Consider the following 25,696-nt stretch of genomic DNA (forward strand, 5'->3'; position numbering starts at 1 on the left):
CCTTAATCACCAAAATTTTTGCATGTGCCATAATTACTGTTATAATATAGTCCAAATTTACCATAAAAAAACCAATTATCAAAATTGGTCTATATTATATTTTCGTTTGGTATAAAAAAAACTTCCATAAAAAAGATGTTTTTGAAGTTTTATGTCGGAAAACAAGCATCGCTAACCCGGAACCAATTGTTCCGCCGATAAATGCGAAGCTTAAAAGTGTTTTTTCAGAAATTCTTTTTTTATGGGTAATCGCCAATCGTTTATCATAGCCGGTTACCACAAAAGACAAGAAATTGAGAATCAAAAAACAATATAATAAAACCATCATTGGTGTAAAAATAAGGATTAAAGATAGTGGTTGTTTGATTAATTTTTGATTAAATTTCATATATTACACTGTTTTTTTACAATAAAAAAAGGAATATATAAGGGCAAATTTAATTTAGTCTATCAATATTGTCTCTACAAAATTTTTAAATTATGAGTCCAATAAAATTATTTGAACAAAAAAAAGTTAGAAGTCATTACGATGATGAAAAGGAAGTTTGGTATTTTTCGATTATAGATGTAATCGAAATACTAACAGGAAGTACAATACCAAAAAGATATTGGGCTGATTTAAAAAAGAAGCTTAAACTAGAAGGAAGTGAAGCGTACGATAAAATCGTACAGTTGAAAATGCTTGCAGAAGACGGTAAAAATAGAGCCACAGATACAGCAGATACAGAAACTTTGCTCCGATTAATTCAATCTATTCCTTCTCCAAAAGCGGAACCTTTCAAACAATGGTTGGCAAAAGTGGGTTACGAAAGGATGCAAGAGCTCGCCGATCCCGCACAAAGTTTGGATCGTGCCCGAGAAAATTGGCAAAAACTCGGACGAAGCGAAAAATGGATTCAGCAACGGATGACAGGGCAGGAGACCAGAAATAAACTTACCGATTATTGGAAAGAAAGCGGTGTAGAGAAATCCGATGAGTTTGCTTTATTGACCAACATTATTCATCAGGAATGGACGGGATTATCAGTTAAGAAACATAAAGAAGTAAAAGGGTTGAAGTCTCAAAACCTGAGAGACCACATGAGCGAAGCCGAGTTAATTTTTACCGCTTTGGCGGAACTTTCCACCAGACAAATTGCCGAAACCGATGAAGCCAAAGGACTTATAGAAAATGCAAAAGCCAGTAAAAAAGGCGGTGCAATTGCAAAAAATGCCCGATTGGCACTGGAAGACAAAACAGGAAAAAGTGTAGTAACGGGAGAAAATTTTTTGCCACCAACACAAAAACAAGTGGAATAATCAAATGGAGAATTTCAAAACCATTTCAAAATATTAAATAGCATAAACTAGAAATGACCAATATACAATTCATATCAAAATCCGTTGCTACAGCAGCGATAAACATTCAAAATACCGTTCAATTATTGCAGGAAGATTGTACCATTCCGTTCATTTCGCGTTATCGAAAAGACAAAACCGGCAATCTTGACGAGGTTTTTATAGAGCAAATTGCCAAACTCCAAAAGGAGTATGAAGTAATTGTAAAACGCAAAGAAGCGATTTTAAAATCGATTCAGGAACAAAATGCGCTTAGTCCAGAATTAGAGAAAAAAATCCAACAGAGCTTCGATTTACAAGAACTGGAAGATTTTTATTTGCCATTCAAAAAGAAGAAAAAAACTAAAGCGGATGTTGCCCGCGAAAATGGATTAGAACCGTTGGCTAAAATCATCATGGCGCAAAATAATGACGATGTCGATTTTATATCCACACAATATTTGAATGAAAATGTCATCAACGAAGAAGCAGCGCTGCAAGGAGCTAGAGATATTATTGCCGAATGGATTAATGAAAATATTTATGTTCGAAAGCAACTCCGAAGATTGTACGAACGCAAAGCAACCATTACAACCAAAGTAGTAAAAACTAAAAAAGACGACGAAGCGGCGCAGAAATTCAATCAATATTTCGATTGGTCTGAACCGTTGACTAAAGCACCTTCGCACAGATTGCTGGCGATGCTTCGTGCAGAAAATGAAGGTTTTATCAAGTTTAAAGTGGAAATTGATATTAATGAAGCGTATGATATTATTGATGCGTTAATTTTAAAAGGTCAAAATAAAACCACGCCACACGTACAATTAGCTATAGAAGACAGCTACAAACGATTATTGAATCCGGCGATTTCAAATGAAGCTTTGCAAGAAGCCAAAGCCAAGGCTGATGCCAATTCTATTCAGGTTTTTGCGAACAATCTGGGGCAATTATTACTGGCGCCGCCTTTGGGTGAAAAACGAATTCTGGCGATTGATCCTGGATTTAGAAGTGGATGTAAAATTGTTTGCTTGGACGAAAAAGGAGATTTGTTATACAATGAAACCATTTATCCGCATGCGCCACAAAAAGAGGAAGCGATGGCGATGAAAAAAATTCGTTCGATGGTTAATTCGTATAAAATTGATGCCATTTCCATAGGAAACGGAACGGCATCACGTGAAACCGAATTCTTTATTAAGAAAATCGCTTTCGATAAACCGGTTCAAGTTTTTATCGTTTCCGAAGCCGGAGCATCCGTGTATTCTGCTTCCAAAATTGCCAGAGACGAATTTCCTAATTATGATGTTACGGTTCGAGGTTCGGTTTCAATCGGAAGACGATTATCAGATCCTTTGGCGGAATTAGTAAAAATTGACCCAAAAGCAATAGGAGTGGGGCAGTACCAACACGATGTGGATCAAAATAAGTTGAAAGAAGAATTAGACAGTACGGTGATTCGGTGCGTGAATTCGGTTGGAGTAAACATCAACACGGCCAGTAAACATTTATTGAGTTATGTAAGTGGAATAGGAGAGAAGCTGGCTGAAAACATCGTGCAATACCGTTCTGAAAACGGACCTTTTCAAGATAGAAAACAACTTAAAAAAGTCCCACGTTTGGGCGAAAAAGCCTATCAACAAGGAGTTGCTTTTATTCGAATTTCGAATGCAAAAAATCCTTTGGACAATTCAGCAGTGCATCCCGAGGCGTATGGAATTGTAGAAAAAATGGCCAAAGATTTGAAATTAACCGTGAATGATTTGATTGCCAACAAAGAGAAAACCGCTTTAATAAAACCAGAAAATTACATTACTCCAGAAATAGGTTTATTGGGATTGAAAGATATTATTAAAGAACTCGAAAAACCAGGATTAGACCCAAGAAAATCAGCCAAAGTATTTGAATTTGACCCGAATGTAAAAACGATAAAAGATGTAAAAACAGGAATGGTTTTGCCAGGAATTGTCAATAACATTACCAATTTTGGTTGTTTTGTGGATATTGGAGTAAAAGAAAGTGGTTTGGTTCACATTTCTCAACTCAAAGCAGGTTTTGTAAGCGATGTAAACGAAGTAGTGAAATTACACCAACATGTTCAGGTAAAAGTGACCGAAGTGGATGAAGACAGAAAACGTATTCAGTTAAGTATGATACTTTAAAAAACAAAAAAAAGGCTTTTCAAATTATGAAAAGCCTTTTTTTTATTTTGTTTCTTCTTCTTTTTTATCAGCTGGCTGACTGTCTTTGGCTGCGTTTTTAAATTCTTTAATTCCGCTTCCTAGACCTTTCATTAGTTCTGGAATTTTTTTACCTCCAAAAAGTAATAAAACAATGGCCAATATAACAAGGATTTCTGTAACACCTATACTACTCATAATACGATAATTTATGCCGAAGCAAATTTGTAATAAATCTAAGGGCAAAGGTAAATAGAATTAGTTAACTGAAACTCATTTTGATACATTTATTTGGTTTCAAAAGCGTTAAAAATTTATTAAAAATAAATTTAGGTTAAGAAAAGTGAACAAAAACAAGCGAATACAATCAACGACAATAATCGTTATATTTGTTCAATAATAAAAAAGGATGTCTAAAAAAAGGCTAAAACGGCGCAAACTCAAAGAAAATTTATTCAATAAACGACGTTTAGTAATACTTAACGAAGATACTTTTGAAGAAACATTTTCTTTGAAACTTACTTTAATGAATGTTTTTGTGGTAGCGACTTTGGGAGCAATAATTATTACATTTGTTACCACTTTTATTATTGCTTTTACTCCTTTACGAGAATTTATACCAGGCTATTATTCCTCAAAATTAAAGAAAGACGCAATGGAACTGGCTTTAAAATCAGATTCTTTGTCACGAGCTTTAAAGAAAAACGAAGCCTACATCCAGTCGATTCAAAAAGTATTGACAGGAGAGTTAGAATATGCAAAATTCAATAAAGATTCGATACTTTCGGCTGCAGATGAAGCACCTTCTCAAGCTGATTTATCTGCATCAAAGCAAGAATTGGAATTGAGAGAACAAGTAGCGAAAGAAGAAAAAAATCCCCTCCCTTCCGATAGCTATCGGAACTCCTCGAAGGGGAAGAAACAAGACACAAAAAAATAATTCTAATAATGTCAATAAAATCTAGTGCTGCAAAATTATTTGCGCAAAAAATATACAAGAAAACACAAGTTTGGGCCAATAATCCTATTGAAACTCAAAAGAAAGTTTTACAAAAATTAATCAAAGAAGCGAAGAAAACACAATTTGGTATTGACCATCATTTTGACCAAATAAAAAACGAGAAGGATTTTGCAAAACAAGTTCCGGTTCGGGATTATGAGGCATTGAAACCTTATGTTGATAAGGTGGTAAAAGGCCAAGAAAATATCCTTTGGAAAGGAAAACCGCTTTATTTTGCCAAGACTTCTGGAACTACTTCCGGAGCCAAATATATTCCGTTGACTAAGGAATCTATGCCTTTTCATATTGAGGCGGCTCGAAATGCAATTCTGCATTACATTCATGAAACCGGAAACGCTGATTTTGTTGACGGCAAAATGATTTTCTTGCAAGGAAGTCCAATATTAGAAGAAAAAAATGGGGTTAAATTAGGAAGATTGTCTGGAATTGTGGCGCATTTTGTTCCAAAATACCTTCAAAAAAACAGAATGCCTTCTTGGGAAACCAATTGTATTGAGGATTGGGAAACCAAAGTAAATGCGATTGTCGAGGAAACATTTAATAAAGACATGAGGGTCATTTCTGGTATTCCGTCTTGGGTTCAAATGTATTTTGAGAAATTACATCAAAAAGGAGGGAAGCCCGTGGGAGACATCTTCAAAAACTTCAATTTGTTTATTTACGGTGGTGTAAATTATGAACCGTATCGCGCCAAATTTGAGAATTTGATAGGAAGAAAAGTAGACAGTATTGAGTTATTTCCTGCTTCGGAAGGATTTTTTGCGTATCAGGATTCGCAAAAGGAAAAAGGAATGTTATTGCTTTTGAACTCCGGAATTTTTTATGAATTTATAAAAAGCGACGAATTTTATACCGATCCCGAAGGTTCGGGACCAAAACGATACACCATCGGAGAAGTAGAATTGGGTGTGAATTATGTCCTAATCATTTCTACCAATGCGGGACTTTGGGGCTACAATATTGGAGATACCGTTCAGTTTACCAGTTTAAAACCATACAGAATCATAGTATCCGGAAGAATCAAACATTATATTTCGGCTTTTGGCGAACATGTGATCGGTAAAGAAGTGGAAAGTGCATTACAGGAAGCAATTCTTGGAACTGATATCCGCATCAATGAATTTACGGTGGCGCCACAAATCACGCCAACAGAAGGATTACCGTATCACGAATGGTTCATTGAATTTGAAAACGAACCGGAGGACAGTGTAATTTTTGCGGAAGCGTTAGACAATGCGATGCGAAAACAAAACATGTATTATGATGATTTGATTGTGGGGAAAGTGTTGCGTAAAGTGGTTGTCACCAAAGTGGCTAAAAATGGCTTTCAGGAGTATATGAAATCCGTAGGCAAACTGGGAGGACAAAATAAAATTCCGAGACTCTCCAATGACAGAAATATCGTAGATTTATTAAAAAATAAATAAAAAAGGTACCTTTGGAAGGTTAGAAAAGTAAAGAAGAATGAAAGAAACTAAAAATATATCACGCTCTAGAGCGCAAGAATCATCGGCGGCAATTGAAAAAATGTACATCACCATGCGCCATCTTTTCAATAGAGGATTTTATAAGCCAATGGGTGTTTCCGGGGATACATTGAGAGAAGCATTATTGGCATTAAGCCCAGAAATATATGGAAATATTGCAGATGAAAAAGTAGAATTAAGTGGACTTTTGTATGTTATAGAACGTCTTCCGGTAGGAATTGAAGAATGTAGATTCATCAATTTAACTTCGGAAGAAGGCTATTCAAAATCTCATTTTCAGGCGATTGTTCCGCCAAAAAGACGACGCAATTGTTACCGTATCGATGAGGAACAAATGAACGTGGAAATCACCCGCGGACGCTCGGATATTTATGATATTTTGACGCATTTGACGTTTATTTTCATCGAATCCCATAAAATTAGAAATAGAGTTTTACTGGATGATGCCGGTGAAGTTTCCCGTGATTGGTTCAAACTGGAACAAGCCGTTTCTCAAAAGAAAAAATTGACCCTTGTAGAAAAAGAAAAAGCCATTTCACATGCTGCGAATATTCTGGGAAGAACATTTGAGGAAGTGTTGGATATTTATGATGCATTTGGTTCAACCGCGGCGCCAGATCGATTTTTGCACGTTATTTTTTGGTTGGGAAAACTAGCTATTGAAGAAATAGTAGACGATAATAAGAGAACGATTACCTTTAGTCCTATTTTAAGAGAACGATTGGGACATCATATTCACGGTGAAATTTGGGCTACTAACATCAAGGAGGTTTTAAAAGACAATCAACTTTTGGACCGTCCGATTCATGTGATTAGCGCGAACATGCACAGTGTGATGAACTCTATTTTCGCCACTGAGGTTTTAAAAACGAAGTTTAAAGACAAATCTGATTTCTTTATTTATGAGGAATTGAGTAAGTCTGGTGCTAATGAAGTTCGAAATCAGGTTTCGGCGGTAGCTTTGAAACACGGAATGATTTCGTTACCAGATACATCGGGAACAAATATTGATGTACAGATTTTTGATACAGCCAAAATTGATTGGTCAAAAACATCATTTCCAAAGGCAAACACCGGAGATAAAAAACCCGTGTTGATTGTTATGGATTACGCTTTTGGGGAGCAAGCTTATGAAACGATTGATGAGTTATTGAAACCGTATAAAAAAGCGACTTTGCTTAATGTAGAATCAGTTTCTATCATGGGGAAAGCAGGAATTCTGGAAGGCGGAAAAGGAGACATTATGATTCCGAACGCACACATCAATGAAGGAACGGCGGATAATTATTTTTTCGAAAATGAATTGACTGCTGATATGTTTGAAGGGAATGATATTGCTGTTTTTGCAGGTCCAATGGTTACTGTTTTGGGAACTTCATTACAAAACAGAGATTTATTGAAGTTTTTCTATGAATCAACTTGGGGAGTTATTGGATTGGAAATGGAAGGTTCTTATTACCAAAAAGCCATTCAATCCGCTTCAAAAATCAGAAAGAGTGTTCCTCATGATATCAAAGTGAGATATGCGTATTATGCATCAGATAATCCTTTGGAAACCGGAAGTACATTGGCTTCAGGCGGGCTTGGAACTACGGGTGTAAAACCTACTTATTTGATTACAATAAAGATATTGGAACAAATTTTCAACGTAAAATAAAAACATAGAATGAACAAAAACCAACCCAATAACCAAGAGGATCAGGAGATTGATTTAACACAAATTTCTAAAAAAATAGTACGATTATTTGAATGGATCAATACCTTTTTATTCAAATGTATTCAGTTTTTTGTAAAAAATGCGATTGTAATTTCGATTTTGCTTGTAATTGGAGTTGGATTAGGATTTTATTTAGATGTGACAAAAAAAGCCTATGACCATCAAATTATTGTTACCCCAAATTTTGGAAGTACCGATTATTTATATTCAAAAATTGAATTGATCGAATCTAAAATCAAAGAAGGGGATACTGTTTTTCTTAAAGAAATTGGTATTCAGGAACCAACTAGTATAACAAAAATTTCAATTGATCCAATTGTTGATGTTTATGGTTTTATCAATAACAGTGAACAAAATTTTGAGTTATTAAAATTGATGTCAGAAGATGGAGATTTAAAATCTATTGTTAAAGAAACTACCACTAGTAAAAATTATGCTTTTCATACCATTACTGTATTAACAAAGGGAATATCGGAAAGTAAAAAAGAAATACAACCGATATTAAACTATTTGAATACTAGCGATTATTATAGTAAAATTCAGAAAGTTTCAGTGGAAAACATTCAACAAAAAATAAATACTAACGAAGGAATTGTTTCTCAAATCGATGGAATATTAAACGAGTTTTCAAATTCTGTGTCTAGAAATCATCAAAAGAGTGATAAATTGGTATATTACAATGAAAATGCACAATTAAATGATATCATTAAAACTAAAGAATCATTAATTAAAGAGATAGGAAATCTAAAAGTTGTGTTGTTAACTTCGGATAAAATTGTAAAAGAGAACAGTATCACTATAAATATAGAAAATACAGCTTCTACCAACGGAAAATTGAAATTAATTTTGCCTCTTTTATTTGTTTTTATGTTCATTTTAATATGTTTTTTTATTGCTTTTTATAAAAAACAATTGCTAAAAACACAACAAATAAAAGCTTAATTTTTAGAGATAAATTTAATTCTCAAAGGCAGGATTCTCAATTTTTTACTATTTATAAGAATGCTACAAAATGCATTATATTGTAATAAAAATTGAAAGGATTTGTGTCATGGTTACTAAAAGAGTTTTCGAAATGCATGTATTTGTTATTATTTAAATTAAATTATGAATTTTATACCGACTCAACTCAAGGGATGTTACAGTTTAGAATCGGAACTTATTAAAGATAAAAAGGGCTATTTTATGAAAAGTTTCAAAGAGAATACCTTTAAAAAAGGAGTGCTTCGCGGATTACATCATCAAACAGAAATCCATACACAGGCATTAATTTCCGATAAACATTTCGTATTACAGACTTTAGAAAACGCAAAAAGAGTATGGTAGTTCTTGTCACAGGCGCGAATGGACAATTGGGGCAATCCTTGCAATTTATTGCGGAGAATTATCCTCAAATTGATTTTGTTTTTTGTGATTCTAAAACGGTAGATATTACTCAAAAGGACGCGATGGAGCTTTTTTTTACAAAAGTAAAACCTGATTTTTGTATTAATACGGCTGCATACACAGCAGTTGATAAAGCAGAAAGTGAACCTGAAAAAGCATTTGAAATTAATGTGATTGGTGCGCGAAATTTAGCTGAAGTTTGTCGGGATTTCAAAACAAAATTAATTCACGTTTCTACTGATTTTGTTTTTGATGGGGCCAAAAAAACACCTTACACTGCGGATGATATTACCAATCCTCAAAGTGTTTACGGCCAAACTAAATTAGATGGAGAAAAAGCCATTCAAAAGACCTTAGATGAATATTTTATCGTAAGAACTTCTTGGGTTTTCTCTCCATTTGGGAACAATTTCATGAAAACAATGTTGCGATTGGCAAGTGAAAAAGAGAGTTTGTCCGTTGTTGATGACCAAATAGGAACACCAACAAATGCGGTAGATTTAGCGAATATTTTGGTGCAAATTATTGTACACACCTCCAAAAACTCTGAAATTAATACCTATGGAGTTTACAATTTTAGTAATGAAGGACAATGCAGTTGGTTTGATTTTGCCCATAAAATATTCGAAATAAATAGTATAAAAATCCATTTAAAACCGATTCCAACTTCAAGTTATCCAACTCCGGCTGAAAGACCCAAATACAGTGTTTTAGATAAAAGTAAAATCAAAAGGATTTTTAATATCGAAATTAGAGCATGGGACGAAACAATTTAGTCTAGGGAAATACAACTAATTTGAAAGTAAATGTTGAGAAAAATATACCTGTCATTACGTAATGAAATCGCACATAATTTCTTTTATTTTAGTGTAATAAAGTTTACCAATATACTTTCAAAGTATATTTTATTTGGCTATTTAATAAGGACTTTAGGAGAAGAAGATTATGGAGTCCTTACTTGGGTTGATTCATTTGTTCAATATTTTTTAATACTAGTTAATTTTGGATTTGATATGTATGCGGCGAAATACATTGTTGAAAACAAAGGAAACAAGACTAAAACGGATGAAATCATTTCTGCAATTTTAACTATAAAAACAGGGTTATTTGCCTTTGGTTTTGCACTTCTGGGGTTATTTTCTTTTAACGATGAAATAGCAAAACATATTGATTTGATATTTTTTATGTTGTTTATGGGAATTGGGGAAATTTTGTTCCCAATTTGGTATTTTCAGGGAATCGAAAAAATGAAACCTATTGCCATTGTTAGTGTTGTTTCTAGAACTTTATTGGTTTTTCTTACAATACTATTTGTAAAGAATTCAAATCATATCGCGGTATATATTTTTATTTTAGTTCTATCTAACATTGTTTGGGGAGGTTTAGGGTTTTATTTTCTAAAAAAGAAATCTGATTTTAAATTTATAATTGTTCCCTTAGAGACCATTAAGCACTATCTGAAAGAAGGATACTTGTTCTTTTTAGGACGATTTTCGACACTTTTTTTAAATTTTGGGACCATTTTTTTAATTGGTTATTTCTGTTCAAAAAACTTGGTTTCGGGTTTTGATATTGCTTCTAAAATAATTTTCGCTTTCATATTTCCATTTGAAGTCATTCAACAAGCTGTTTTCCCCTCAATTGTAAGGACTAAAAACAAATTTTTTTTGCAGCGATTGGTTCTTTTTACTATTTGCTGTGCTTTGTTTTTTTCAGGAAGTATTTATTATTTTTCCGAAGAAATGATGACTTTTTTTGGAGGGATTCAAATGGTAAAATATGCTTATTTACTAAAATCATTGGTGGTATTGATTCCGGTGATAAGTTGTTCTATAGTTATAGGCAGCTGTTCTTTAGTTGCTTTTGGCGCATTGAAACAGTATAATTATGCGCTTGTTTTTTCGTGTTTGATTTATGTTTTTGTAGTGTTGCTGATGTATGTAATGAATCAAATGAGTTTTATTAATTTGTTGCTTCTTCGTATAAGTGTTGATATAATCATGGTTATGCTTCTTTTTTATTTTGCTATAAAAAAGAAAACATTGTTATAATTTGATATGAAAAATAGAGACCATGAAACTATTTTAAAGGGATGTGATTATACCGTAATTTGATAATGAAAATTAAAAATTGCAACTATATTTGTGCAAACGTTAAATTAAAAAAAACTAAAAAATGAAAAACTATTTCTATTTGATATTTGTTTTAATACTATTAGTATCGTGTAAGGAAGAGGAAAAGAAACCGGACTCTTTTAGTTTGAAAGAAATTGTAAACAAACAAAAATATCAGATGGAACTCTACCAAGTAGATGCTAATGAATATACTTTAGTGGTATTGAATAGATTGACTGGAAAAGTATTTGTAGGTAAAAATGCTTCTGGATGGTATGAAGCTACAAATGCCGATAGTATTCCAGTCTATAAAACACCAACGTATTCCATTAAGGTATTCAAAGGATCGGAGTCCAGTCCTCAAATTTCATTGATGAATGAGAAAGACGGAGAGCTTTATATGTATATTGTAGGGCATACTGCAAATTTTTACAATACAAATGCTTCGATTAAAGCGCTTGAAAGAGGCTAGCCCATCTAAAAAAGATATTAATGGTTGTAATTTTATTTTTCTTATTCTTACTGGTAGGGATTCTTTATTGGAAGCGAAAAATATTTTTGCTGTCACCTGTTGATATTTTTGTATTGTTCTTTGTGGGAGTTTTAATTTCTACTGTTTTATATCATAACTTTTATCCAAAATACGAGAAATTCAATTTTTTTCAGTTTGATTTTATTGGAAAAAAGAAGTTTGATCGAACCTTTTTTGTTTACCTCAAAATGCTTTTGCTGTTTTTGATAGGTGTTTTTCTATATTCAATTTTTAATAAATCGTATTTTATTTTAGCAAAACAGCGAATCAAAATTATAGATGCGCGAAATTTAAAGCTCGATACCAATCAAATTTCTAAGATAATAGTAGCGATAGCTTTGTTATGTGTAGTATTGGTTTACATAGATTATGGTTCTTTACTATTTTATCGGGTAGAATATATTCCTAAGGATAATTCTATTTTCAAAATCATTTATCAAAATTTATTTATTGTTTTATGCTTGTTGTCAGGCACTGTGTATAGAAAAAATAGATCGCTGGCACTAGCTGCTTTCCTTATAGCGATTATAGTAGGAATAGGAGTAGGGAGTAGATCAGCAACTATTTATTTATTAGCATTTGGATTAAGTTATTCGGTATTTTTAAATCGTTCCAGAGCCAAGGCTTTTTATATTTTTTTTATTCCTTTTGTGATTATTTTTTTTGGATATAATATTTCACTGCGTTTAGAAGCCAATGGACATGGTTTAATTCCATATTTGAAGGTGACGCTTTACAAACCGGAGATTTTATTCAAGTACACTATAATGAACATTTATTACACTTTTATTTTTGGATTTTATGCCACATCTGAAACAATTCATTTGTATAAAAATGCTTCTATCAATAATTTAGTCACTACATTAAACCCATTACCGGGAAGAATGACAAACTGGTATAGTATTGCCTCTAAATTAAGAATAAACGAAATAGCTCCTTTTACGGCCATTGGCGAATTGGCCAAATACCCAATTTTCAGCATTTTTTATTATTCTTTATTGGGGTATTATTTTGCAGCCGTAGATTATTTTATAAAAAATCAATTACTGAACAAAAAATACTTCTGGGCTGTACTTCAATTTTTATTATTAGTTTTATATGTCGTTCATAGTTTTGAATATAATCTACGATCTTCACATCGATTTATCTATTATTCTATGGCTATTTATGTTCTTTATTTTATTTTTAAAGGGTTAAAAACTAAATTACCTCGCAAATCAAGCCCTACTAATCTCTTGAAACAATGAGGATAAAAATAAAAATCAACAAATTTACATTTGAAAAAGCGGTAACTTATAGTGCTTTCTTTTGCGGTTTATTCGTGTTGTTACCATTTAAAATAAAGCCTTTAACGGTATTTGTTTTTTTTGTTCTGAGTCTTTTTTCCATTGTTAAAGATAGAAACAGAGCTAAAATTGAAATGAAAACATTTGTCATATTTAGTGTTTTCTTTATTAGTTATGCGCTCAGCTTACTTTTTTCTGAAAATATCCAAAGGAGTTTTACAATTTTAGTCCGTTGCATTCCAATATTGATTATACCTGTAGCCTATTCTTTTTTAACTGTCGAAACAAGAGTACAGTTCAATCAAATGTTCCGAAAAACGTTTATTATTGCCGCAAGTATCTATTCAATTTTAATATTTATTTACTTATTCCAACTGGGTTATTTTAGTCAAAAACACGATTTATATTATTGTTACTCCTACATAACCAATGAATTTTGGGGTTTGGATGAGCACCCTATTTATATATCAATCAGTTTTTCGATAGCATTATTTTTTATATTGACAGAAGGATTCAAAAACAAAACGTTTAATTTTATTTTATTTTTAGTTTTGATTTCTGGACTTTTAATACTGGCAAGAAAGGGTGCTATTGTTTCGTTTTGTATCCTTTCGGGTGTTCTTTTATTTCTGAAAAAAGATAAAAAACAAATCGCTAAATTGGTATTTGTGTTTATAAGTTTATTTGTGTTATCACTGTCCGTTCCTGAAATTAGAAGCCGTTTCTTAGAAATATTTGATACAAGTAAAATTATAAACAACAAGGAAACATCCTCAGGAATTAGGTACATTTTATGGAATACAAGTGAAAAAGTAATTCAGAAATCAAATTATTTAGGATATGGAATTGGAGATGCTCAAGAAGTTTTAAGTAAACAATTGGCTGTAGATGGGTATGCGGTTTTATCAAAGGAAAATTATAATGCGCACAATCAATTTCTTCAAATAGGATTAGCCACGGGTGTTGTGGGCATTTGTTTGTATTTATTTTCGTTGATCTATTTTATCCGAATGTTTATCCAAAGAAAGAATGCTGAAGCGATTGTCTTTTTTTTATTTTATATTTTTGTTTTTCTTTTCGAAAGTGTTTTAGAACGGCAAAATGGAATAATTATCTATTCCTTTGTAACTTGTATGTTTATTTACACTTCAGAATTTGATAAAACACCCAAAAATGAGACGTAACCTCCTTGTCATTGGTCCTTTTCCAGGTCCGCCAAAAGGAATTAGCTTGTCCAATCAAGTTGTTGCGAATGGCTTATTGAAGAGAAATTGGAATGTAAAAAAAATAAATACGGAACATTCCGATGAGGTAAACAGTGCAATTGGTCATTTCTCTTTTGATAAATTATCATTTTTAAAAACTTATTTTCAGTTCTATAAAATTTTTGGAGTTGATGCCGTTTATATCACAATTGGAATTACTTTTCTTGGTGTTTTAAAATATGCCCCTTTTATTTTGTTGTCTAAAATTTTAAACAAGAAAACAATAGTTCATTTGCACAGCAACCATCTTAAAAAAGAATACCAATCTTTAAAAGGAATAAAAAGGAACATTTTTTTTAAGCTTATTGCATCATTTGATACGGGTATTGTCCTTTCTAATTCTTTAAGAGATAATCTAGCCCCTTTTATAGCGGCGGCTTCTGTTCATGAGTTATATAATTTTGTAGAAGAGAAATTAATTGTTTCGGAAGATATTTTACATGAAAAGAAAGATTTTTCAGAAATACGACTTTTCTTTTTAAGTAATTTATTAGAAGAAAAAGGGATAAACCTATTGCTTCAAGTTATCAAAAGATTAAATAAAGAAGGGGTATTTCTTAAAGTTAGAATAGCCGGAAATAAGATCATAGGGAATAATGTAGATGCATTAATGGCAGAATTAAATAATGTAGAGTATCTTGGAATTGTTTCTGGGGAAGCAAAACAAAATCTATTGATTTGGGGAAATGTTTTTTGTCTCCCTACTTTTTTTAGTATGGAAGGGCAACCCATTAGTATCCTTGAGGCAATGGCATTCAATACTTTAATTGTAACAACGAAACATGCTGGAATTCCAGATATATGTTCAGAGGAAAATGCTGTTTTTTGTAAAGAAAAAAGTGAAGAAGATCTTTATTTAAAATTAAAATTCATAATTTCAAATTGGGAAGAATTACAAAAAAAAGCAATTTTAAACGGAGTTTACGCAAGGAATAAGTTTACAGAAACCAAATTTATTTCTGCTATTGAAGGTATAATTTTAGAAACGATAAAGAAATAAACTTCATACATGAAAATCACTATACTAAGCCATAATTATTTCCCGGAGGACAGCGGGATAGGTTTATATTCTACCGATATGGCTGAATTTTTGGCTCTAAAACATGAAGTGAATTTAATAACTGGAGTTCCATATTACCCGCAATGGAAAATCCATTCTAATTATGTAAATAATCCGCTCTTTTCAAAAGAAACTATAAACAATGTAACGGTATATAGATTCAAACAATACACACCTGCAAAGCCAACATTTTTTAAGAGAGTGCTTCAAATGGTTCATTTCTTTTTGGGCTCTGTTTTTAATATAGTAAAAGTTAAAAAAACAGATGTAGTACTTGTCATAATGCCGTTTACAATGTCAATCGTTTTAGGTTTAATACTAAGAAAATTAAGAGGAGGCATTTTATGGGTTCATGTTCAGGATTTTGAATTTGATGCTGCGTTTAAATCTGGCATTTCTTCGGGTAATAAAATAATGCCAAGTTTGTTATTTAAAATAGAAACCAAATTACTAAACAGTGCCAATTTCATCAGTACAATAAGTCAAGGGATGTTAAAAAAACTGGCACTAAAAACCACTAGTGATCCAATATACTTCCCCAATTGGATTGATTATTCTTTAATAAATCCTGAAATTGCTCAAGAAAATAAAGTATTCAACCCCAATACGTTTAATATTCTTTATTCGGGTAACATTGGAGATAAACAAGATTGGGATTTCTATATTGAGTTTGTAACCGTAATGCAAGCTAATCCTGAATTTCATTTTTATTTAGTAGGAGAAGGAGCAAAACGATTGGAGGTTGTTCAGGAATTACAAGACAAACTAAATTTCACCTATTATCCTCCAGTACCTTATAATCAGTTAAATGATTTGTTATGTGCTGCAGATGTTCATGTATTGTTTCAAAAACCAGATTTCAAAGATTTGGTTATGCCTTCAAAAATTTTAGGGATGATGGCGAGTGCTAAACCATCATTAGTTACAGGCCATGAAGATTCTGAAATAAAGGGTAACTTTGAGAATTCTCGAGGCGGTTATTATTTTCATGAGAATACTATTGAAACTATAAAACAGCATATAATTTATCTAAGAGAACATCCTGAAGTTGCTCAATTGATGGGAATTAAAGCAAGAGATTTTGTAATAAAGTATTTTTCTTATGAAAAAATTTTACCGGAATTTCAATTAAAATTAGAAGATTGCATACACAATAAATTAAAAAGTAATAAGTGAAATATTCAGTATTAATAAAGCGACTATTTATAATCGCAAAATCAAAATGGCTTTTACAAGCGTTAAAAGGGAATATTTTTTCTTTTGCTTCATTTGAGGTAGTTTCTAATTTAAAACTAATGGTTCCTGAATTGAATCATATTATTGATGTTGGAGCTAATTCGGGACAATTTACTAGGGTTGCCAGTCATTTATATCCACAAGCGCGTATAGATACTTTTGAGCCGTTACCTGATTTGTATCCAATAATTGAAAAAAAATTCAAGAATAACAAAAACATTACTACTTATAATATTGCACTGGGTAATGAGGATGGGGTTATTATGTTCAATAAAAACAAATTTGGACACACAAGTTCTATATTAGAAATAAGTTCAGGAAACATCCATTTTCCTAAGGAAGAAAATGATTTGGATCAAATTAATGTTGTAATAAAAAAATTGGATTCTGTGTCATTACTTAATAGTAATAGCGAATTATCATTACTAAAATTAGATGTTCAAGGGTATGAACTAGAAGTGTTAAAAGGAGGAGAAATAACCATTAAAGGCATTGATTATATTATAATCGAAGCGAATTTAGAGGAGTTATATTCCAATCAGCCATCTTTTACTGAAATGAATGATTATCTGATAAGTAAAGAGTTTGAATTATTAGGAATGCTTGATTTCAATCTTGGAAATAAAAATAAATACATAGAGGTTGATTTACTGTATAGAAAAAAACAAAATAATAATGATTTACGGATAGTCATATAATAACTAATAGCAACTATTCAAAATTATGTTTTTATTAGATTAACGTATATCAACTAATTTAGTTTGTACGGAACCATAAACAGATCTTTTATTGTAAACATTTTACACTTTTAGAGTAAAGTCAGATTTTTTAAATCAGTAATTTTTTAAATCAAGTCTTTTTTAGAAAACAAACTATATTTTTGTAAAAAACCAAAATCAAATTTTTAGGTAATGAAAAGAATACTTATCACCGGAGCTGCAGGATTTTTAGGATCACATCTTTGTGACCGTTTTATCAAAGAAGGTTATTTTGTTATTGGCATGGACAATCTCATTACTGGAGATTTGAAAAATATTGAGCATTTGTTTAAACTCGAACATTTTGAATTTTATCATCATGATATCACGAAGTTTGTCCATGTTCCGGGTAATTTAGATTATATACTTCATTTTGCATCCCCGGCAAGTCCAATAGATTATTTAAAGATTCCTATTCAAACTTTAAAAGTTGGTTCTTTAGGGACACATAATCTTTTAGGATTGGCACGAGTTAAAAAAGCCAGAATTCTTATAGCATCCACTTCCGAAGTATATGGAGATCCATTGGTTCATCCTCAAACCGAAGAATATTATGGAAATGTAAATACCATTGGGCCAAGAGGAGTTTATGATGAGGCCAAGCGCTTTCAGGAATCTATAACTATGGCGTACCATACTTTTCATGGAGTAGAAACTAGAATTGTTAGAATTTTCAACACATATGGACCAAGAATGCGGTTAAATGATGGCCGAGTAATTCCGGCTTTTATCGGTCAGGCTATTAGAGGTGAAGATTTAACTATTTTTGGGGATGGAATGCAAACGCGTTCTTTCTGTTTTGTTGACGATCAAGTCGAAGGTATTTTCAGATTATTGCATTCGGATTATGTTTATCCGGTAAATATTGGAAATCCAGATGAAATTACCATCAAGGATTTTGCCGAAGAAATTATAAAATTGACAGGAACTAGTCAAAAAGTAGTATTTCATCCATTACCTGTCAATGACCCTTTGCAGCGTCAGCCTGATATCACGAAAGCAAAAGAATTGCTGGGATGGGAAGCCAAAGTAGGTCGTGCCGAAGGAATGAAAATTACCTACGATTACTTTAAATCATTATCTAAAGAGGAGCTTTCTAAAGAGGAACATAAAGATTTTTCTAAGTACATAAGCTAGTGAAAACCAAAACAGGGAGGTACTCGGGCTATATTCGCCCATTTTCATTTTTAATAGACCTGATGGTTATCAATATACTATTGGTATATTTGACAGATTTCCCTATTAATAAGATTTTTTATTCTGTTCTTATTAGTTCTGCATGGTTTATTATAGCGGCTAGTTTAGGTTTTTATGAGGTATACAGATACACTAAAGTAATTTCTATACTAAATTGTGCAATGAAACAAAGTGTGTTATTTACACTATTTTGTCTAGCATTAGCTTTTTCAGATTCTGAAGATTCTAGTTTCAAAAAGATTATTTTATTTACTTCGACTTCATTATTTATAATTCTAATTATCAAATTATTTATCTATTTTTTTCTAAAGAAATATAGAGTACTTTTTGGAGGAAATTTTAGGACAGTAGTGTTATTGGGAAATAATAAAAGTATCAATCCACTGCAACTTTTTTTTACAGAAAATCCAGATTATGGATATAAATTAGAGAAAGTTTTCGACTTAGGACATGATAAAAGGAATCATCTATCAGAAAGTTTTGCATTTGTTTTAGAGCATAAAATAGACGAAATATATTGCTCTATGGGTGATTTGACACAAAAACAGATTAATGACATTGTCTTTTTTGCGGATAACAACTTAAAAACTTTAAAATTTATTCCTGACGAAAAACAAATTCTTTCCCGAAACTTTACATTTGAATATTATGACTATATTCCAGTAATTTCGTTAAGAAATATATTGCTTGACGATACCTTAAACAAGGCTGTTAAGCGTGTTTTTGACCTTTTGTTTTCTGTAATAATAATTTTGGGAGTATTATCTTGGCTCATACCAATTTTAGCAATCATTATAAAATGGGAATCTAAAGGACCTTTGTTTTTTGTACAAAAGAGGAATGGATTGAATTATAAAGAATTCAATTGTTACAAATTCAGATCGATGGAACTAAATGACCAAGCTGATTTGCACCAAGTTTCCAAAAACGATATTCGAGTTACCAAAACAGGACGGTTTATACGAAAAACAAGTATCGATGAGTTACCACAATTTTTCAATGTTTTGTTAGGTCAAATGTCAGTTGTTGGTCCTAGACCCCATATGGTTAGCCACGCTAAAATGTATGCACTAAAAATCGATAAGTTCATGGTACGTCATTTTGTTAAACCAGGAATCACGGGACTTGCTCAAACAAAAGGGTTTCGAGGTGAAGTCGAAACGGATGTTGATATTATAAATAGAGTAAAATTCGATATTTTTTATATGGAAAATTGGTCTATTTTATTAGATATAAAGATTATTTTTATCACGATATACAATACCTTAAAAGGAGAAGAAAAAGCATATTAAAATGGAAAAACCGCTTGTATCCATATTAACTCCATCCTTCAATTGTGAAAAATTTATCGCAAAAACAATCTTGTCAGTACAGAATCAAACCTATAAAAACTGGGAAATGATTATTGTAGACGATTGTTCTTCCGATCAAACGGTTTCAATAATAAAAGAAATTTCCAGTCAAGATAATAGAATTCAACTTTTTCAACTCGATGCAAACTCCGGAACCGGAATTGCCAGAAATACAGCTTTGGCTAAAGCATCTGGAAAATATATAGCCTTTTTAGACGCAGACGATTTGTGGAAACCACTCAAGTTAGAGCTACAAATTGATTTTCTCAAAAAATATAATTTACCGTTTACTTTTTCCTTTTACGAATGCATTGATGAGGCAGGAGAATCGCTCAATAGAAGAATAGAATCACCAAGAAACCTCTCTTATCGTCAGTTATTTTTTTGTAATTATGTTGGGAATCTAACAGGAATCTATGATGTAAATTACTTCGGAAAAATAACCGTTTCCTCTATTCGAAAACGTCAGGATTGGGTGCATTGGCTTACAATTCTTAAGAAAATAAAAACGGCACAACCCGTTCCGGAAAGTTTGGCTTATTACAGAATTAGAGAAAACTCAATTTCGGCTTCTAAATATGAGCTGTTAAAACACAATTTTGCCGTTTACAGGAGGTTTCATGGGTTTAACGTAGTTGTTTCGATACTTTGTATGACAGGATTTTTATTCACGCAATTAATCATAAAACCACGTTACGTTAAATCATTGATTTAAACTGTTTCAATTTCCCTCTGTTGCTTCTTTCTAAAGATTTTTTTCTTAGAAAACTAAATTTTAAATTGGGTTCCAGATACAAAGTAATCGCTTCTTCAATTTTTTTAATTTGTGCCAAATTTAATTCGGTTTCACTCACATATTCAATTTCAAAAGTATCAATTTTCGTTTGCTTGATTATGAACTCTTTTACGTTTCCGTCATCTTCAATAATACTTTTTGTCACATAATAGAAAGTGAGTCCGGGTGATTTTTTTCCGCTGGGTAAAATAGCGACATCGTTGGTCCGGCCTATTAATTTTTTGAGAATTGGTTTTTGTAATGTGCTTTTTTCATCGAGAATTCCAATATCACCAATGTCGTATCTAATAAAAGGATGCGCTTTATTGAACAAGGAAGTAATCACAATCCGGCCTGCTGTGCCTTTAGGAACAGGTTGATTCATTTCATCCAAAATCTCGACAAACAATGTTTCCGAATTAATCTGCCATTCGCCTTCTGTCCCGACGCTTCGGGATTGAAAAGCAATCAAATCCAGTTCCGAAGCGCCATATTCATTGACAATAGGAATGCCAAATTGTTTTTCTAAAAGCATTTTATCTTCTTCAAAAAGCATTTCAGAAGTTACCATGCATACTTTTAACGTGGGACAAATTGTTGTTAATACGATGTTTTTCTTTTGTAAAAATTTAGCAAATAAAACAATCGAACTGGTATAGCCATTGATGTAATCGAATTTTTTGGTTCGAAAATGATTCAAATATCCTTCTAAAATTTCATCTGATAAATCGAAAATGGAGAATCGAAATCGATGACTCAATACATCTTTAAATCGTTCTTTTTGATTACCTATGAAATCCATTGGAATACCATAAAAACGTGCTTGATAGGAAGTATTAAAATCAATTCCATACCAACCAAATCGGTATATGTTTGAGGCCCAAGTCAACGCATGACAGTATTTGTCTTTGGCAAAAATAAACGGAGTTCCGCTCGAACCGGACGTTTTGTTTACGTAACTGTTTTTAGGAAAGTAACCTTTCGAAAGTCTTTCCTGTAACGGTTTCTGTAAGTTTTTTTTATTTAAAACCGGTAATGCGTTCCAGTTTGTAAAAGTTGTCATTCCGGCTAAATCTTTATAAAATGGATTATTTTGCAAATGAAAATTGACAATTTCCACTTTTTTATTTTCAACGAAAACTTCATGTTCCTTTTCAGAAAATGCCACAATTTTTCGCAATTCGACTTTAGCTTCCTTCATTGGGAAGCCATTTAGCTGCAGCGATAAGTCGAATAGTGGAAACATCACGCTACTTTTGGAATGTCAAAACGTTTGATAGATTGCAATTCTTCGGCTTTGTTTTCCTTTTCTTCTTCAATATCAAAATCATCTTGAAGACCCAACCAAAATTTTGCCGAGTTACCAAAATACAGACTCAACCGCAAAGCGGTATCAGCCGTAATTCGTCGGTTTCCTTTAGTGATTTCAGAAATTCTGGTTTGTGGAATTTTCAAATCCTTTGATAATCGGTACGCTGTTATTTCCAATGGAATAAGAAATTCTTCTAATAAAATTTCACCTGGATGTATGTTTTTTAATTTTTCCATCGAAAGGAAGATTTTTATCAAAGTTATAAAACCCTAATTACTTTAACTCATAACGAGTAACTTTTTTTAAAAAGATTAATTATTTCAACATAAAACGAACTATTTTTGCACCACAACTAAAGAAAACTACACCATGACAATTTTACTACTAGGTTCAGGCGGAAGAGAACATGCTTTTGCATGGAAAATGATTCAAAGTCCGCTTTGTGACACACTTTTTGTAGCGCCAGGAAACGCTGGAACGGCTTCTATAGCTACTAATGTTGCTATTAGTCCAACTGATTTTGAAGCTATAAAATCGTTTGTTATTCAGGAAAAAGTAGAAATGGTTGTGGTAGGACCAGAAGATCCTTTGGTAAAAGGGATTTATGATTTCTTTCTAAACGATGCTGAGTTAAGTCATATTCCAGTTATCGGTCCTTCAAAAATGGGTGCTCAATTAGAAGGAAGTAAAGAATTTGCTAAAGAATTTCTAATCAAACATAAAATCCCAACTGCTGCTTACGACAGTTTCACTGCAGAAACGGTAGAAAAAGGATGTGAATTCCTGGAAACATTGCAACCTCCGTATGTTTTGAAAGCAGATGGCTTAGCCGCAGGAAAAGGTGTTTTGATTATTCAGGATTTGGCAGAAGCCAAAGAAGAATTGAGAAACATGTTAGTGCATCAAAAATTTGGTGACGCCAGTTCTAAAGTGGTAATCGAAGAATTTCTTGACGGTATAGAATTAAGTTGTTTCGTTCTTACCGACGGGAAAAATTATAAAATTCTGCCAACAGCTAAAGATTACAAACGCATTGGCGAAGGCGATACTGGATTAAACACAGGCGGAATGGGAGCTGTTTCTCCGGTTCCTTATGTTGATGCTGTTTTGATGGAAAAAATAGAAACACGCATTGTAAAACCTACTATTGATGGTTTTCAAAAAGACGGAATTCAATACAAAGGATTTGTTTTCATCGGATTGATTAATGTGAATAACGAACCAATCGTAATAGAATACAATGTGAGAATGGGCGATCCGGAAACCGAAGTGGTTATCCCAAGATTGAAAACGGATTTAGTCGAATTGTTTTTGGCTGTAGCCAATGAAAAACTAGACGAAATCAATCTGGAAATTGACGAAAGAAGCGCCACTACAATTATGGTGGTGTCTGGTGGATATCCTGAAGATTTCGAAAAAGGAAAAGTAATTTCTGGGTTAGATACTATTGAGGATTCGATTGTTTTTCACGCTGGAACTAAACTGGATAACGGAAACGTAGTGTCAAATGGAGGAAGGGTTTTAACCGTAACTTCTTATGGAAATGATTTTGAAGAGGCCATAAAAAAATCTTACCAAAACATAGACAAGCTAAATTTTGATAAGATGTATTTTAGAAAAGATATTGGAAACGACTTAAAATAGTTTCCAATTATCGTTCACTTTTTTTTAATTATTATTTTAAGAAAGAGTGAGCGGTAGTATCTTGTTTCTCTGTTCCGGCGTCTTCAAAAATTTTCAATTGTTTGATCCAATATACCATTGCCGAAGCACAAATAATCATGAAAATCCAGTTGATTGTATTAGCAGCAAACCAAGATGATAGCTCTAATGAGCGTAAAAAGTCTAGAGGAGCAAATAAAATCTTTACAAATAAGTATTCTATTCCTTCGAAAAATGATTTCATAATGTATAAAATTAATTTTATTAATTGTTTTTGAGGAACTCTGGGTAGTAAAAGTTCTTATTTTGAAGAATCTTTTTGAACTTGCAGGGTTTACTTTTTAAACAAGTATTATATTTACGAACACAAAAGTATAAAATATCCGTATGATAACAAGTGTTTTTAGAAAATCTACACCATTAAATTTTTCATTGGTCGTAATTTTAATGCTGGTTTTCTTTTCTATATACCAATTTCAAGATTTATCCTGGATGAATTCCTTTTTATTAATTTTAAAAAAAGGAATGTCGTTCTGTGTTTTATTGGCATCTGTTTTTATCACGAATTTTGTTGTGAAGAGAAACGGATTGAGTAAAGACAGCACCTACACAGTTTTTTTTTACTTTTTGTTTCTACTTTTTTTTCCTTCAGTATTAGATAATTTAAACCTGATTGTTTCTAATTTCTTTATTCTATTGGCGCTTCGCCGATTGATTTCATTGCAATCCCTGAAAGCTTCCAAAGAAAAAATATTTGATGCTTCATTATGGATTTTTCTGGCTGCACTATTTCATTTTTGGAGTATAATTTTCATAGTGTTGGTTTTCATATCCATAATTTTCCATGTTTCCAGAGATTATAGAAACTGGATATTACCTTTTATCGCTTTTTTTATTGTTGGAATTCTGTTTATGATTTATGCAACAGTTTTCGATTTGAATGTCATTGAATACATCATTAATAGTGTACAAATTAATTTTGAAATCAACTATTTCACAAATAATTATCAAAATGGCGCTTTGTCAATCTATGCCACAATCGCTTTGTTTTTCCTAGTTTCTATGTTTGCCACATTGTCAAACAGACCACAATTGTTGCATACTTCTTTCAAAAAAATCATCGCGTCTTTCTTTATTGGAGTAGTAATTTTTCTGATTTCGGCCAATAAAAGCAATGATTTGTTGCTTTTTACATTTGCGCCTTTGGCCATGATGGCAACCAGCCATATTGAAATTCCTCAAGAAAAATTAAATCAGGAATTAGTTATGTATGTGCTGACTGCCTGCAGTCTTTTTGCTTTTTTCTCCCAATTATAATTTTTCACCGTAGGCCAAATCTCCTGCATCTCCTAATCCGGGAACAATATAACTGTGCTCATTGAGTTTTTCGTCCAAAGAAGCCACCCAAAGATGACAGTTTTCCGGCAAATGTTTTTCAAGATAGTTGATTCCTTCTGGTGCGGCAATTACAACGGCAATGTGAATTTCTTTTGGCGTACCTCTTTCCATTAATGTATTGAAAACTGCAACAATAGATTGACCAGTGGCAAGCATTGGATCAACTAATACCAGATTTTTTTCATTTATATCTGCAATAGCTTGGTATTGGACTAATATATCAAAGTAATCATCATTGTTGGGATGATGTCTAAAAGCAGATACGAAACCATTTTCGGCATTGTCAAAATAATTCAAAAACCCCAAATGCAGGGGGAATCCAGCTCTTAGAATGGAGCATAAAACCAATTGATCTTTAATTTCGGTAGTTTTTTTTATACCTAATGGTGTCTGGATTTCGACACTTTTGTACTGTAATTTTTTACTTAATTCATACGCCATTATTTCGCCAATACGTTCAATATTTCTTCGGAAACGCATGCTGTCATTGTGAACATTTACATTCCGTATTTGTCCTAAAAAATGATTTAGGATGCTATTGTCTTCTGATAAATAATGAATTTGCATGTTTTTATTTTTGCTATTAAACTTATAAATATTTTTATAATCTATAAAAGTATAAAAAAGTATCTTTGTCCTTTAAA

General features: G+C 32.2%; 25 protein-coding genes. 19 read left to right on the forward strand and 6 right to left on the reverse strand.

Annotated features, from left to right (window positions below):
• Positions 1–94: 94 nt before the first annotated feature.
• A complete protein-coding gene (locus ACNQGX_RS05245; RefSeq protein WP_417974680.1) occupies positions 95–388 on the reverse strand; it encodes a DUF1294 domain-containing protein in 294 nt (97 codons plus the stop codon).
• A gap of 92 nt (positions 389–480) precedes the next feature.
• Here ACNQGX_RS05245 and ACNQGX_RS05250 point away from each other — a divergent pair, with 92 nt between their 5' ends.
• Both ACNQGX_RS05250 and ACNQGX_RS05255 read left to right on the forward strand, forming a co-directional pair.
• A complete protein-coding gene (locus ACNQGX_RS05250) occupies positions 481–1,299 on the forward strand; it encodes a BRO family protein (RefSeq protein ID WP_417974682.1) in 819 nt (272 codons plus the stop codon).
• 53 nt (positions 1,300–1,352) lie between these two features.
• The gene (locus ACNQGX_RS05255; protein ID WP_417974684.1) at positions 1,353–3,476 is read left to right on the forward strand and encodes a Tex family protein; all 2,124 of its coding nucleotides are present in this window, start codon (positions 1,353–1,355) and stop codon (positions 3,474–3,476) included.
• A gap of 42 nt (positions 3,477–3,518) precedes the next feature.
• Here ACNQGX_RS05255 and tatA read toward each other — a convergent pair whose 3' ends face one another.
• Positions 3,519–3,692: a twin-arginine translocase TatA/TatE family subunit gene (tatA, locus tag ACNQGX_RS05260; RefSeq protein WP_131914599.1), complete on the reverse strand. Its 174-nt coding sequence runs from the start codon at positions 3,690–3,692 to the stop codon at positions 3,519–3,521.
• Between the two features lie 211 nt (positions 3,693–3,903).
• On the opposite strand from tatA, the gene ACNQGX_RS05265 reads away from it, so the two are divergent.
• The 15 genes from ACNQGX_RS05265 to ACNQGX_RS05335 all read left to right on the forward strand — a co-directional run bounded on the left by ACNQGX_RS05265 (position 3,904) and on the right by ACNQGX_RS05335 (position 20,620).
• Complete coding sequence (locus ACNQGX_RS05265; protein WP_417974686.1) at positions 3,904–4,434, forward strand: peptidase; 531 nt, start codon at positions 3,904–3,906, stop codon at positions 4,432–4,434.
• Positions 4,435–4,442: 8 nt separating this feature from the next.
• On the forward strand, positions 4,443–5,942 hold the full coding sequence (locus ACNQGX_RS05270) for a GH3 auxin-responsive promoter family protein (protein WP_417974688.1): 1,500 nt from the start codon (positions 4,443–4,445) through the stop codon (positions 5,940–5,942).
• A gap of 37 nt (positions 5,943–5,979) precedes the next feature.
• Complete coding sequence (locus tag ACNQGX_RS05275) at positions 5,980–7,659, forward strand: DUF6909 family protein (RefSeq protein WP_417974690.1); 1,680 nt, start codon at positions 5,980–5,982, stop codon at positions 7,657–7,659.
• A gap of 9 nt (positions 7,660–7,668) precedes the next feature.
• Entirely contained in the window at positions 7,669–8,661 is a 993-nt protein-coding gene (locus ACNQGX_RS05280; protein ID WP_417974692.1) for a hypothetical protein, read from the forward strand.
• 377 nt (positions 8,662–9,038) lie between these two features.
• On the forward strand, positions 9,039–9,881 hold the full coding sequence (gene rfbD / locus ACNQGX_RS05285) for a dTDP-4-dehydrorhamnose reductase (RefSeq protein ID WP_417974695.1): 843 nt from the start codon (positions 9,039–9,041) through the stop codon (positions 9,879–9,881).
• A gap of 30 nt (positions 9,882–9,911) precedes the next feature.
• Positions 9,912–11,156 carry an oligosaccharide flippase family protein gene (locus ACNQGX_RS05290; protein WP_417974697.1) on the forward strand — a complete coding sequence of 415 codons (1,245 nt, stop codon included), beginning with the start codon at positions 9,912–9,914 and terminating at the stop codon, positions 11,154–11,156.
• 124 nt (positions 11,157–11,280) lie between these two features.
• A complete protein-coding gene (locus ACNQGX_RS05295) occupies positions 11,281–11,691 on the forward strand; it encodes a hypothetical protein (protein WP_417974699.1) in 411 nt (136 codons plus the stop codon).
• Positions 11,692–11,711: 20 nt separating this feature from the next.
• Positions 11,712–12,998, forward strand: a complete 1,287-nt coding sequence (locus ACNQGX_RS05300) for a hypothetical protein (protein WP_417974701.1) — start codon at positions 11,712–11,714, stop codon at positions 12,996–12,998.
• Positions 12,999–13,171: 173 nt separating this feature from the next.
• Positions 13,172–14,221: an O-antigen ligase family protein gene (locus ACNQGX_RS05305; protein WP_417974703.1), complete on the forward strand. Its 1,050-nt coding sequence runs from the start codon at positions 13,172–13,174 to the stop codon at positions 14,219–14,221.
• Positions 14,211–15,302, forward strand: a complete 1,092-nt coding sequence (locus ACNQGX_RS05310) for a glycosyltransferase family 4 protein (RefSeq protein WP_417974705.1) — start codon at positions 14,211–14,213, stop codon at positions 15,300–15,302. The genes ACNQGX_RS05305 and ACNQGX_RS05310 overlap by 11 nt, the downstream gene beginning before the upstream one ends.
• 9 nt (positions 15,303–15,311) lie before the next feature.
• Positions 15,312–16,538 (forward strand): WcaI family glycosyltransferase, encoded by a 1,227-nt coding sequence (locus ACNQGX_RS05315; protein ID WP_417974707.1) that lies wholly within the window; start codon positions 15,312–15,314, stop codon positions 16,536–16,538.
• Positions 16,535–17,296 carry an FkbM family methyltransferase gene (locus ACNQGX_RS05320; RefSeq protein ID WP_417974709.1) on the forward strand — a complete coding sequence of 254 codons (762 nt, stop codon included), beginning with the start codon at positions 16,535–16,537 and terminating at the stop codon, positions 17,294–17,296. Before ACNQGX_RS05315 ends, ACNQGX_RS05320 begins: the two co-directional genes overlap by 4 nt.
• Positions 17,297–17,509: 213 nt before the next feature.
• Positions 17,510–18,493: a UDP-glucuronic acid decarboxylase family protein gene (locus ACNQGX_RS05325; RefSeq protein ID WP_417974711.1), complete on the forward strand. Its 984-nt coding sequence runs from the start codon at positions 17,510–17,512 to the stop codon at positions 18,491–18,493.
• Positions 18,494–18,555: 62 nt separating this feature from the next.
• Positions 18,556–19,845: an exopolysaccharide biosynthesis polyprenyl glycosylphosphotransferase gene (locus ACNQGX_RS05330; RefSeq protein ID WP_417974713.1), complete on the forward strand. Its 1,290-nt coding sequence runs from the start codon at positions 18,556–18,558 to the stop codon at positions 19,843–19,845.
• A gap of 1 nt (position 19,846) precedes the next feature.
• Entirely contained in the window at positions 19,847–20,620 is a 774-nt protein-coding gene (locus ACNQGX_RS05335) for a glycosyltransferase family 2 protein (RefSeq protein ID WP_417974715.1), read from the forward strand.
• Here ACNQGX_RS05335 and ACNQGX_RS05340 read toward each other — a convergent pair.
• Both ACNQGX_RS05340 and ACNQGX_RS05345 read right to left on the reverse strand, forming a co-directional pair.
• Positions 20,604–21,926, reverse strand: coding sequence for a phenylacetate--CoA ligase family protein (locus ACNQGX_RS05340; RefSeq protein ID WP_417974717.1), 1,323 nt, complete (start codon positions 21,924–21,926; stop codon positions 20,604–20,606). The genes ACNQGX_RS05335 and ACNQGX_RS05340 overlap by 17 nt on opposite strands.
• Positions 21,926–22,228 (reverse strand): HigA family addiction module antitoxin, encoded by a 303-nt coding sequence (locus ACNQGX_RS05345; RefSeq protein WP_131990779.1) that lies wholly within the window; start codon positions 22,226–22,228, stop codon positions 21,926–21,928. Before ACNQGX_RS05345 ends, ACNQGX_RS05340 begins: the two co-directional genes overlap by 1 nt.
• A 133-nt stretch (positions 22,229–22,361) precedes the next feature.
• Here ACNQGX_RS05345 and purD point away from each other — a divergent pair, with 133 nt between their 5' ends.
• Entirely contained in the window at positions 22,362–23,636 is a 1,275-nt protein-coding gene (gene purD / locus ACNQGX_RS05350) for a phosphoribosylamine--glycine ligase (protein WP_417974719.1), read from the forward strand.
• A 31-nt stretch (positions 23,637–23,667) separates the two neighbouring features.
• Here the strand turns inward: purD and ACNQGX_RS05355 are convergent, their stop codons facing one another.
• Positions 23,668–23,898 (reverse strand): DUF6341 family protein, encoded by a 231-nt coding sequence (locus tag ACNQGX_RS05355; protein ID WP_282729563.1) that lies wholly within the window; start codon positions 23,896–23,898, stop codon positions 23,668–23,670.
• 143 nt (positions 23,899–24,041) lie between these two features.
• On the opposite strand from ACNQGX_RS05355, the gene ACNQGX_RS05360 reads away from it, so the two are divergent.
• Positions 24,042–24,971: a DUF6427 family protein gene (locus ACNQGX_RS05360; RefSeq protein ID WP_417974723.1), complete on the forward strand. Its 930-nt coding sequence runs from the start codon at positions 24,042–24,044 to the stop codon at positions 24,969–24,971.
• Here ACNQGX_RS05360 and upp read toward each other — a convergent pair.
• Entirely contained in the window at positions 24,966–25,619 is a 654-nt protein-coding gene (gene upp, locus ACNQGX_RS05365; protein WP_417974725.1) for a uracil phosphoribosyltransferase, read from the reverse strand. The genes ACNQGX_RS05360 and upp overlap by 6 nt on opposite strands.
• Between the last annotated feature and the right edge of the window lie 77 nt (positions 25,620–25,696).

It is taken from the genome of Flavobacterium glycogeni (assembly GCF_048286775.1).
Lineage (GTDB): Bacteria > Bacteroidota > Bacteroidia > Flavobacteriales > Flavobacteriaceae > Flavobacterium.

What these genes read in the sequence shown, in the direction of transcription:
- ACNQGX_RS05245 (WP_417974680.1), bottom strand. Translation starts at nt 388, where the DNA reads ATGAAATTTAATCAAAAATTAATCAAACAACCACTATCTTTAATCCTT.
- ACNQGX_RS05250 (WP_417974682.1), top strand. Translation starts at nt 481, where the DNA reads ATGAGTCCAATAAAATTATTTGAACAAAAAAAAGTTAGAAGTCATTAC.
- ACNQGX_RS05255 (WP_417974684.1), top strand. Translation starts at nt 1,353, where the DNA reads ATGACCAATATACAATTCATATCAAAATCCGTTGCTACAGCAGCGATA.
- tatA (WP_131914599.1), bottom strand. Translation starts at nt 3,692, where the DNA reads ATGAGTAGTATAGGTGTTACAGAAATCCTTGTTATATTGGCCATTGTT.
- ACNQGX_RS05265 (WP_417974686.1), top strand. Translation starts at nt 3,904, where the DNA reads ATGTCTAAAAAAAGGCTAAAACGGCGCAAACTCAAAGAAAATTTATTC.
- ACNQGX_RS05270 (WP_417974688.1), top strand. Translation starts at nt 4,443, where the DNA reads ATGTCAATAAAATCTAGTGCTGCAAAATTATTTGCGCAAAAAATATAC.
- ACNQGX_RS05275 (WP_417974690.1), top strand. Translation starts at nt 5,980, where the DNA reads ATGAAAGAAACTAAAAATATATCACGCTCTAGAGCGCAAGAATCATCG.
- ACNQGX_RS05280 (WP_417974692.1), top strand. Translation starts at nt 7,669, where the DNA reads ATGAACAAAAACCAACCCAATAACCAAGAGGATCAGGAGATTGATTTA.
- rfbD (WP_417974695.1), top strand. Translation starts at nt 9,039, where the DNA reads ATGGTAGTTCTTGTCACAGGCGCGAATGGACAATTGGGGCAATCCTTG.
- ACNQGX_RS05290 (WP_417974697.1), top strand. Translation starts at nt 9,912, where the DNA reads ATGTTGAGAAAAATATACCTGTCATTACGTAATGAAATCGCACATAAT.
- ACNQGX_RS05295 (WP_417974699.1), top strand. Translation starts at nt 11,281, where the DNA reads ATGAAAAACTATTTCTATTTGATATTTGTTTTAATACTATTAGTATCG.
- ACNQGX_RS05300 (WP_417974701.1), top strand. Translation starts at nt 11,712, where the DNA reads ATGGTTGTAATTTTATTTTTCTTATTCTTACTGGTAGGGATTCTTTAT.
- ACNQGX_RS05305 (WP_417974703.1), top strand. Translation starts at nt 13,172, where the DNA reads ATGAAAACATTTGTCATATTTAGTGTTTTCTTTATTAGTTATGCGCTC.
- ACNQGX_RS05310 (WP_417974705.1), top strand. Translation starts at nt 14,211, where the DNA reads ATGAGACGTAACCTCCTTGTCATTGGTCCTTTTCCAGGTCCGCCAAAA.
- ACNQGX_RS05315 (WP_417974707.1), top strand. Translation starts at nt 15,312, where the DNA reads ATGAAAATCACTATACTAAGCCATAATTATTTCCCGGAGGACAGCGGG.
- ACNQGX_RS05325 (WP_417974711.1), top strand. Translation starts at nt 17,510, where the DNA reads ATGAAAAGAATACTTATCACCGGAGCTGCAGGATTTTTAGGATCACAT.
- ACNQGX_RS05330 (WP_417974713.1), top strand. Translation starts at nt 18,556, where the DNA reads ATGGTTATCAATATACTATTGGTATATTTGACAGATTTCCCTATTAAT.
- ACNQGX_RS05335 (WP_417974715.1), top strand. Translation starts at nt 19,847, where the DNA reads ATGGAAAAACCGCTTGTATCCATATTAACTCCATCCTTCAATTGTGAA.
- ACNQGX_RS05340 (WP_417974717.1), bottom strand. Translation starts at nt 21,926, where the DNA reads ATGTTTCCACTATTCGACTTATCGCTGCAGCTAAATGGCTTCCCAATG.
- ACNQGX_RS05345 (WP_131990779.1), bottom strand. Translation starts at nt 22,228, where the DNA reads ATGGAAAAATTAAAAAACATACATCCAGGTGAAATTTTATTAGAAGAA.
- purD (WP_417974719.1), top strand. Translation starts at nt 22,362, where the DNA reads ATGACAATTTTACTACTAGGTTCAGGCGGAAGAGAACATGCTTTTGCA.
- ACNQGX_RS05355 (WP_282729563.1), bottom strand. Translation starts at nt 23,898, where the DNA reads ATGAAATCATTTTTCGAAGGAATAGAATACTTATTTGTAAAGATTTTA.
- ACNQGX_RS05360 (WP_417974723.1), top strand. Translation starts at nt 24,042, where the DNA reads ATGATAACAAGTGTTTTTAGAAAATCTACACCATTAAATTTTTCATTG.
- upp (WP_417974725.1), bottom strand. Translation starts at nt 25,619, where the DNA reads ATGCAAATTCATTATTTATCAGAAGACAATAGCATCCTAAATCATTTT.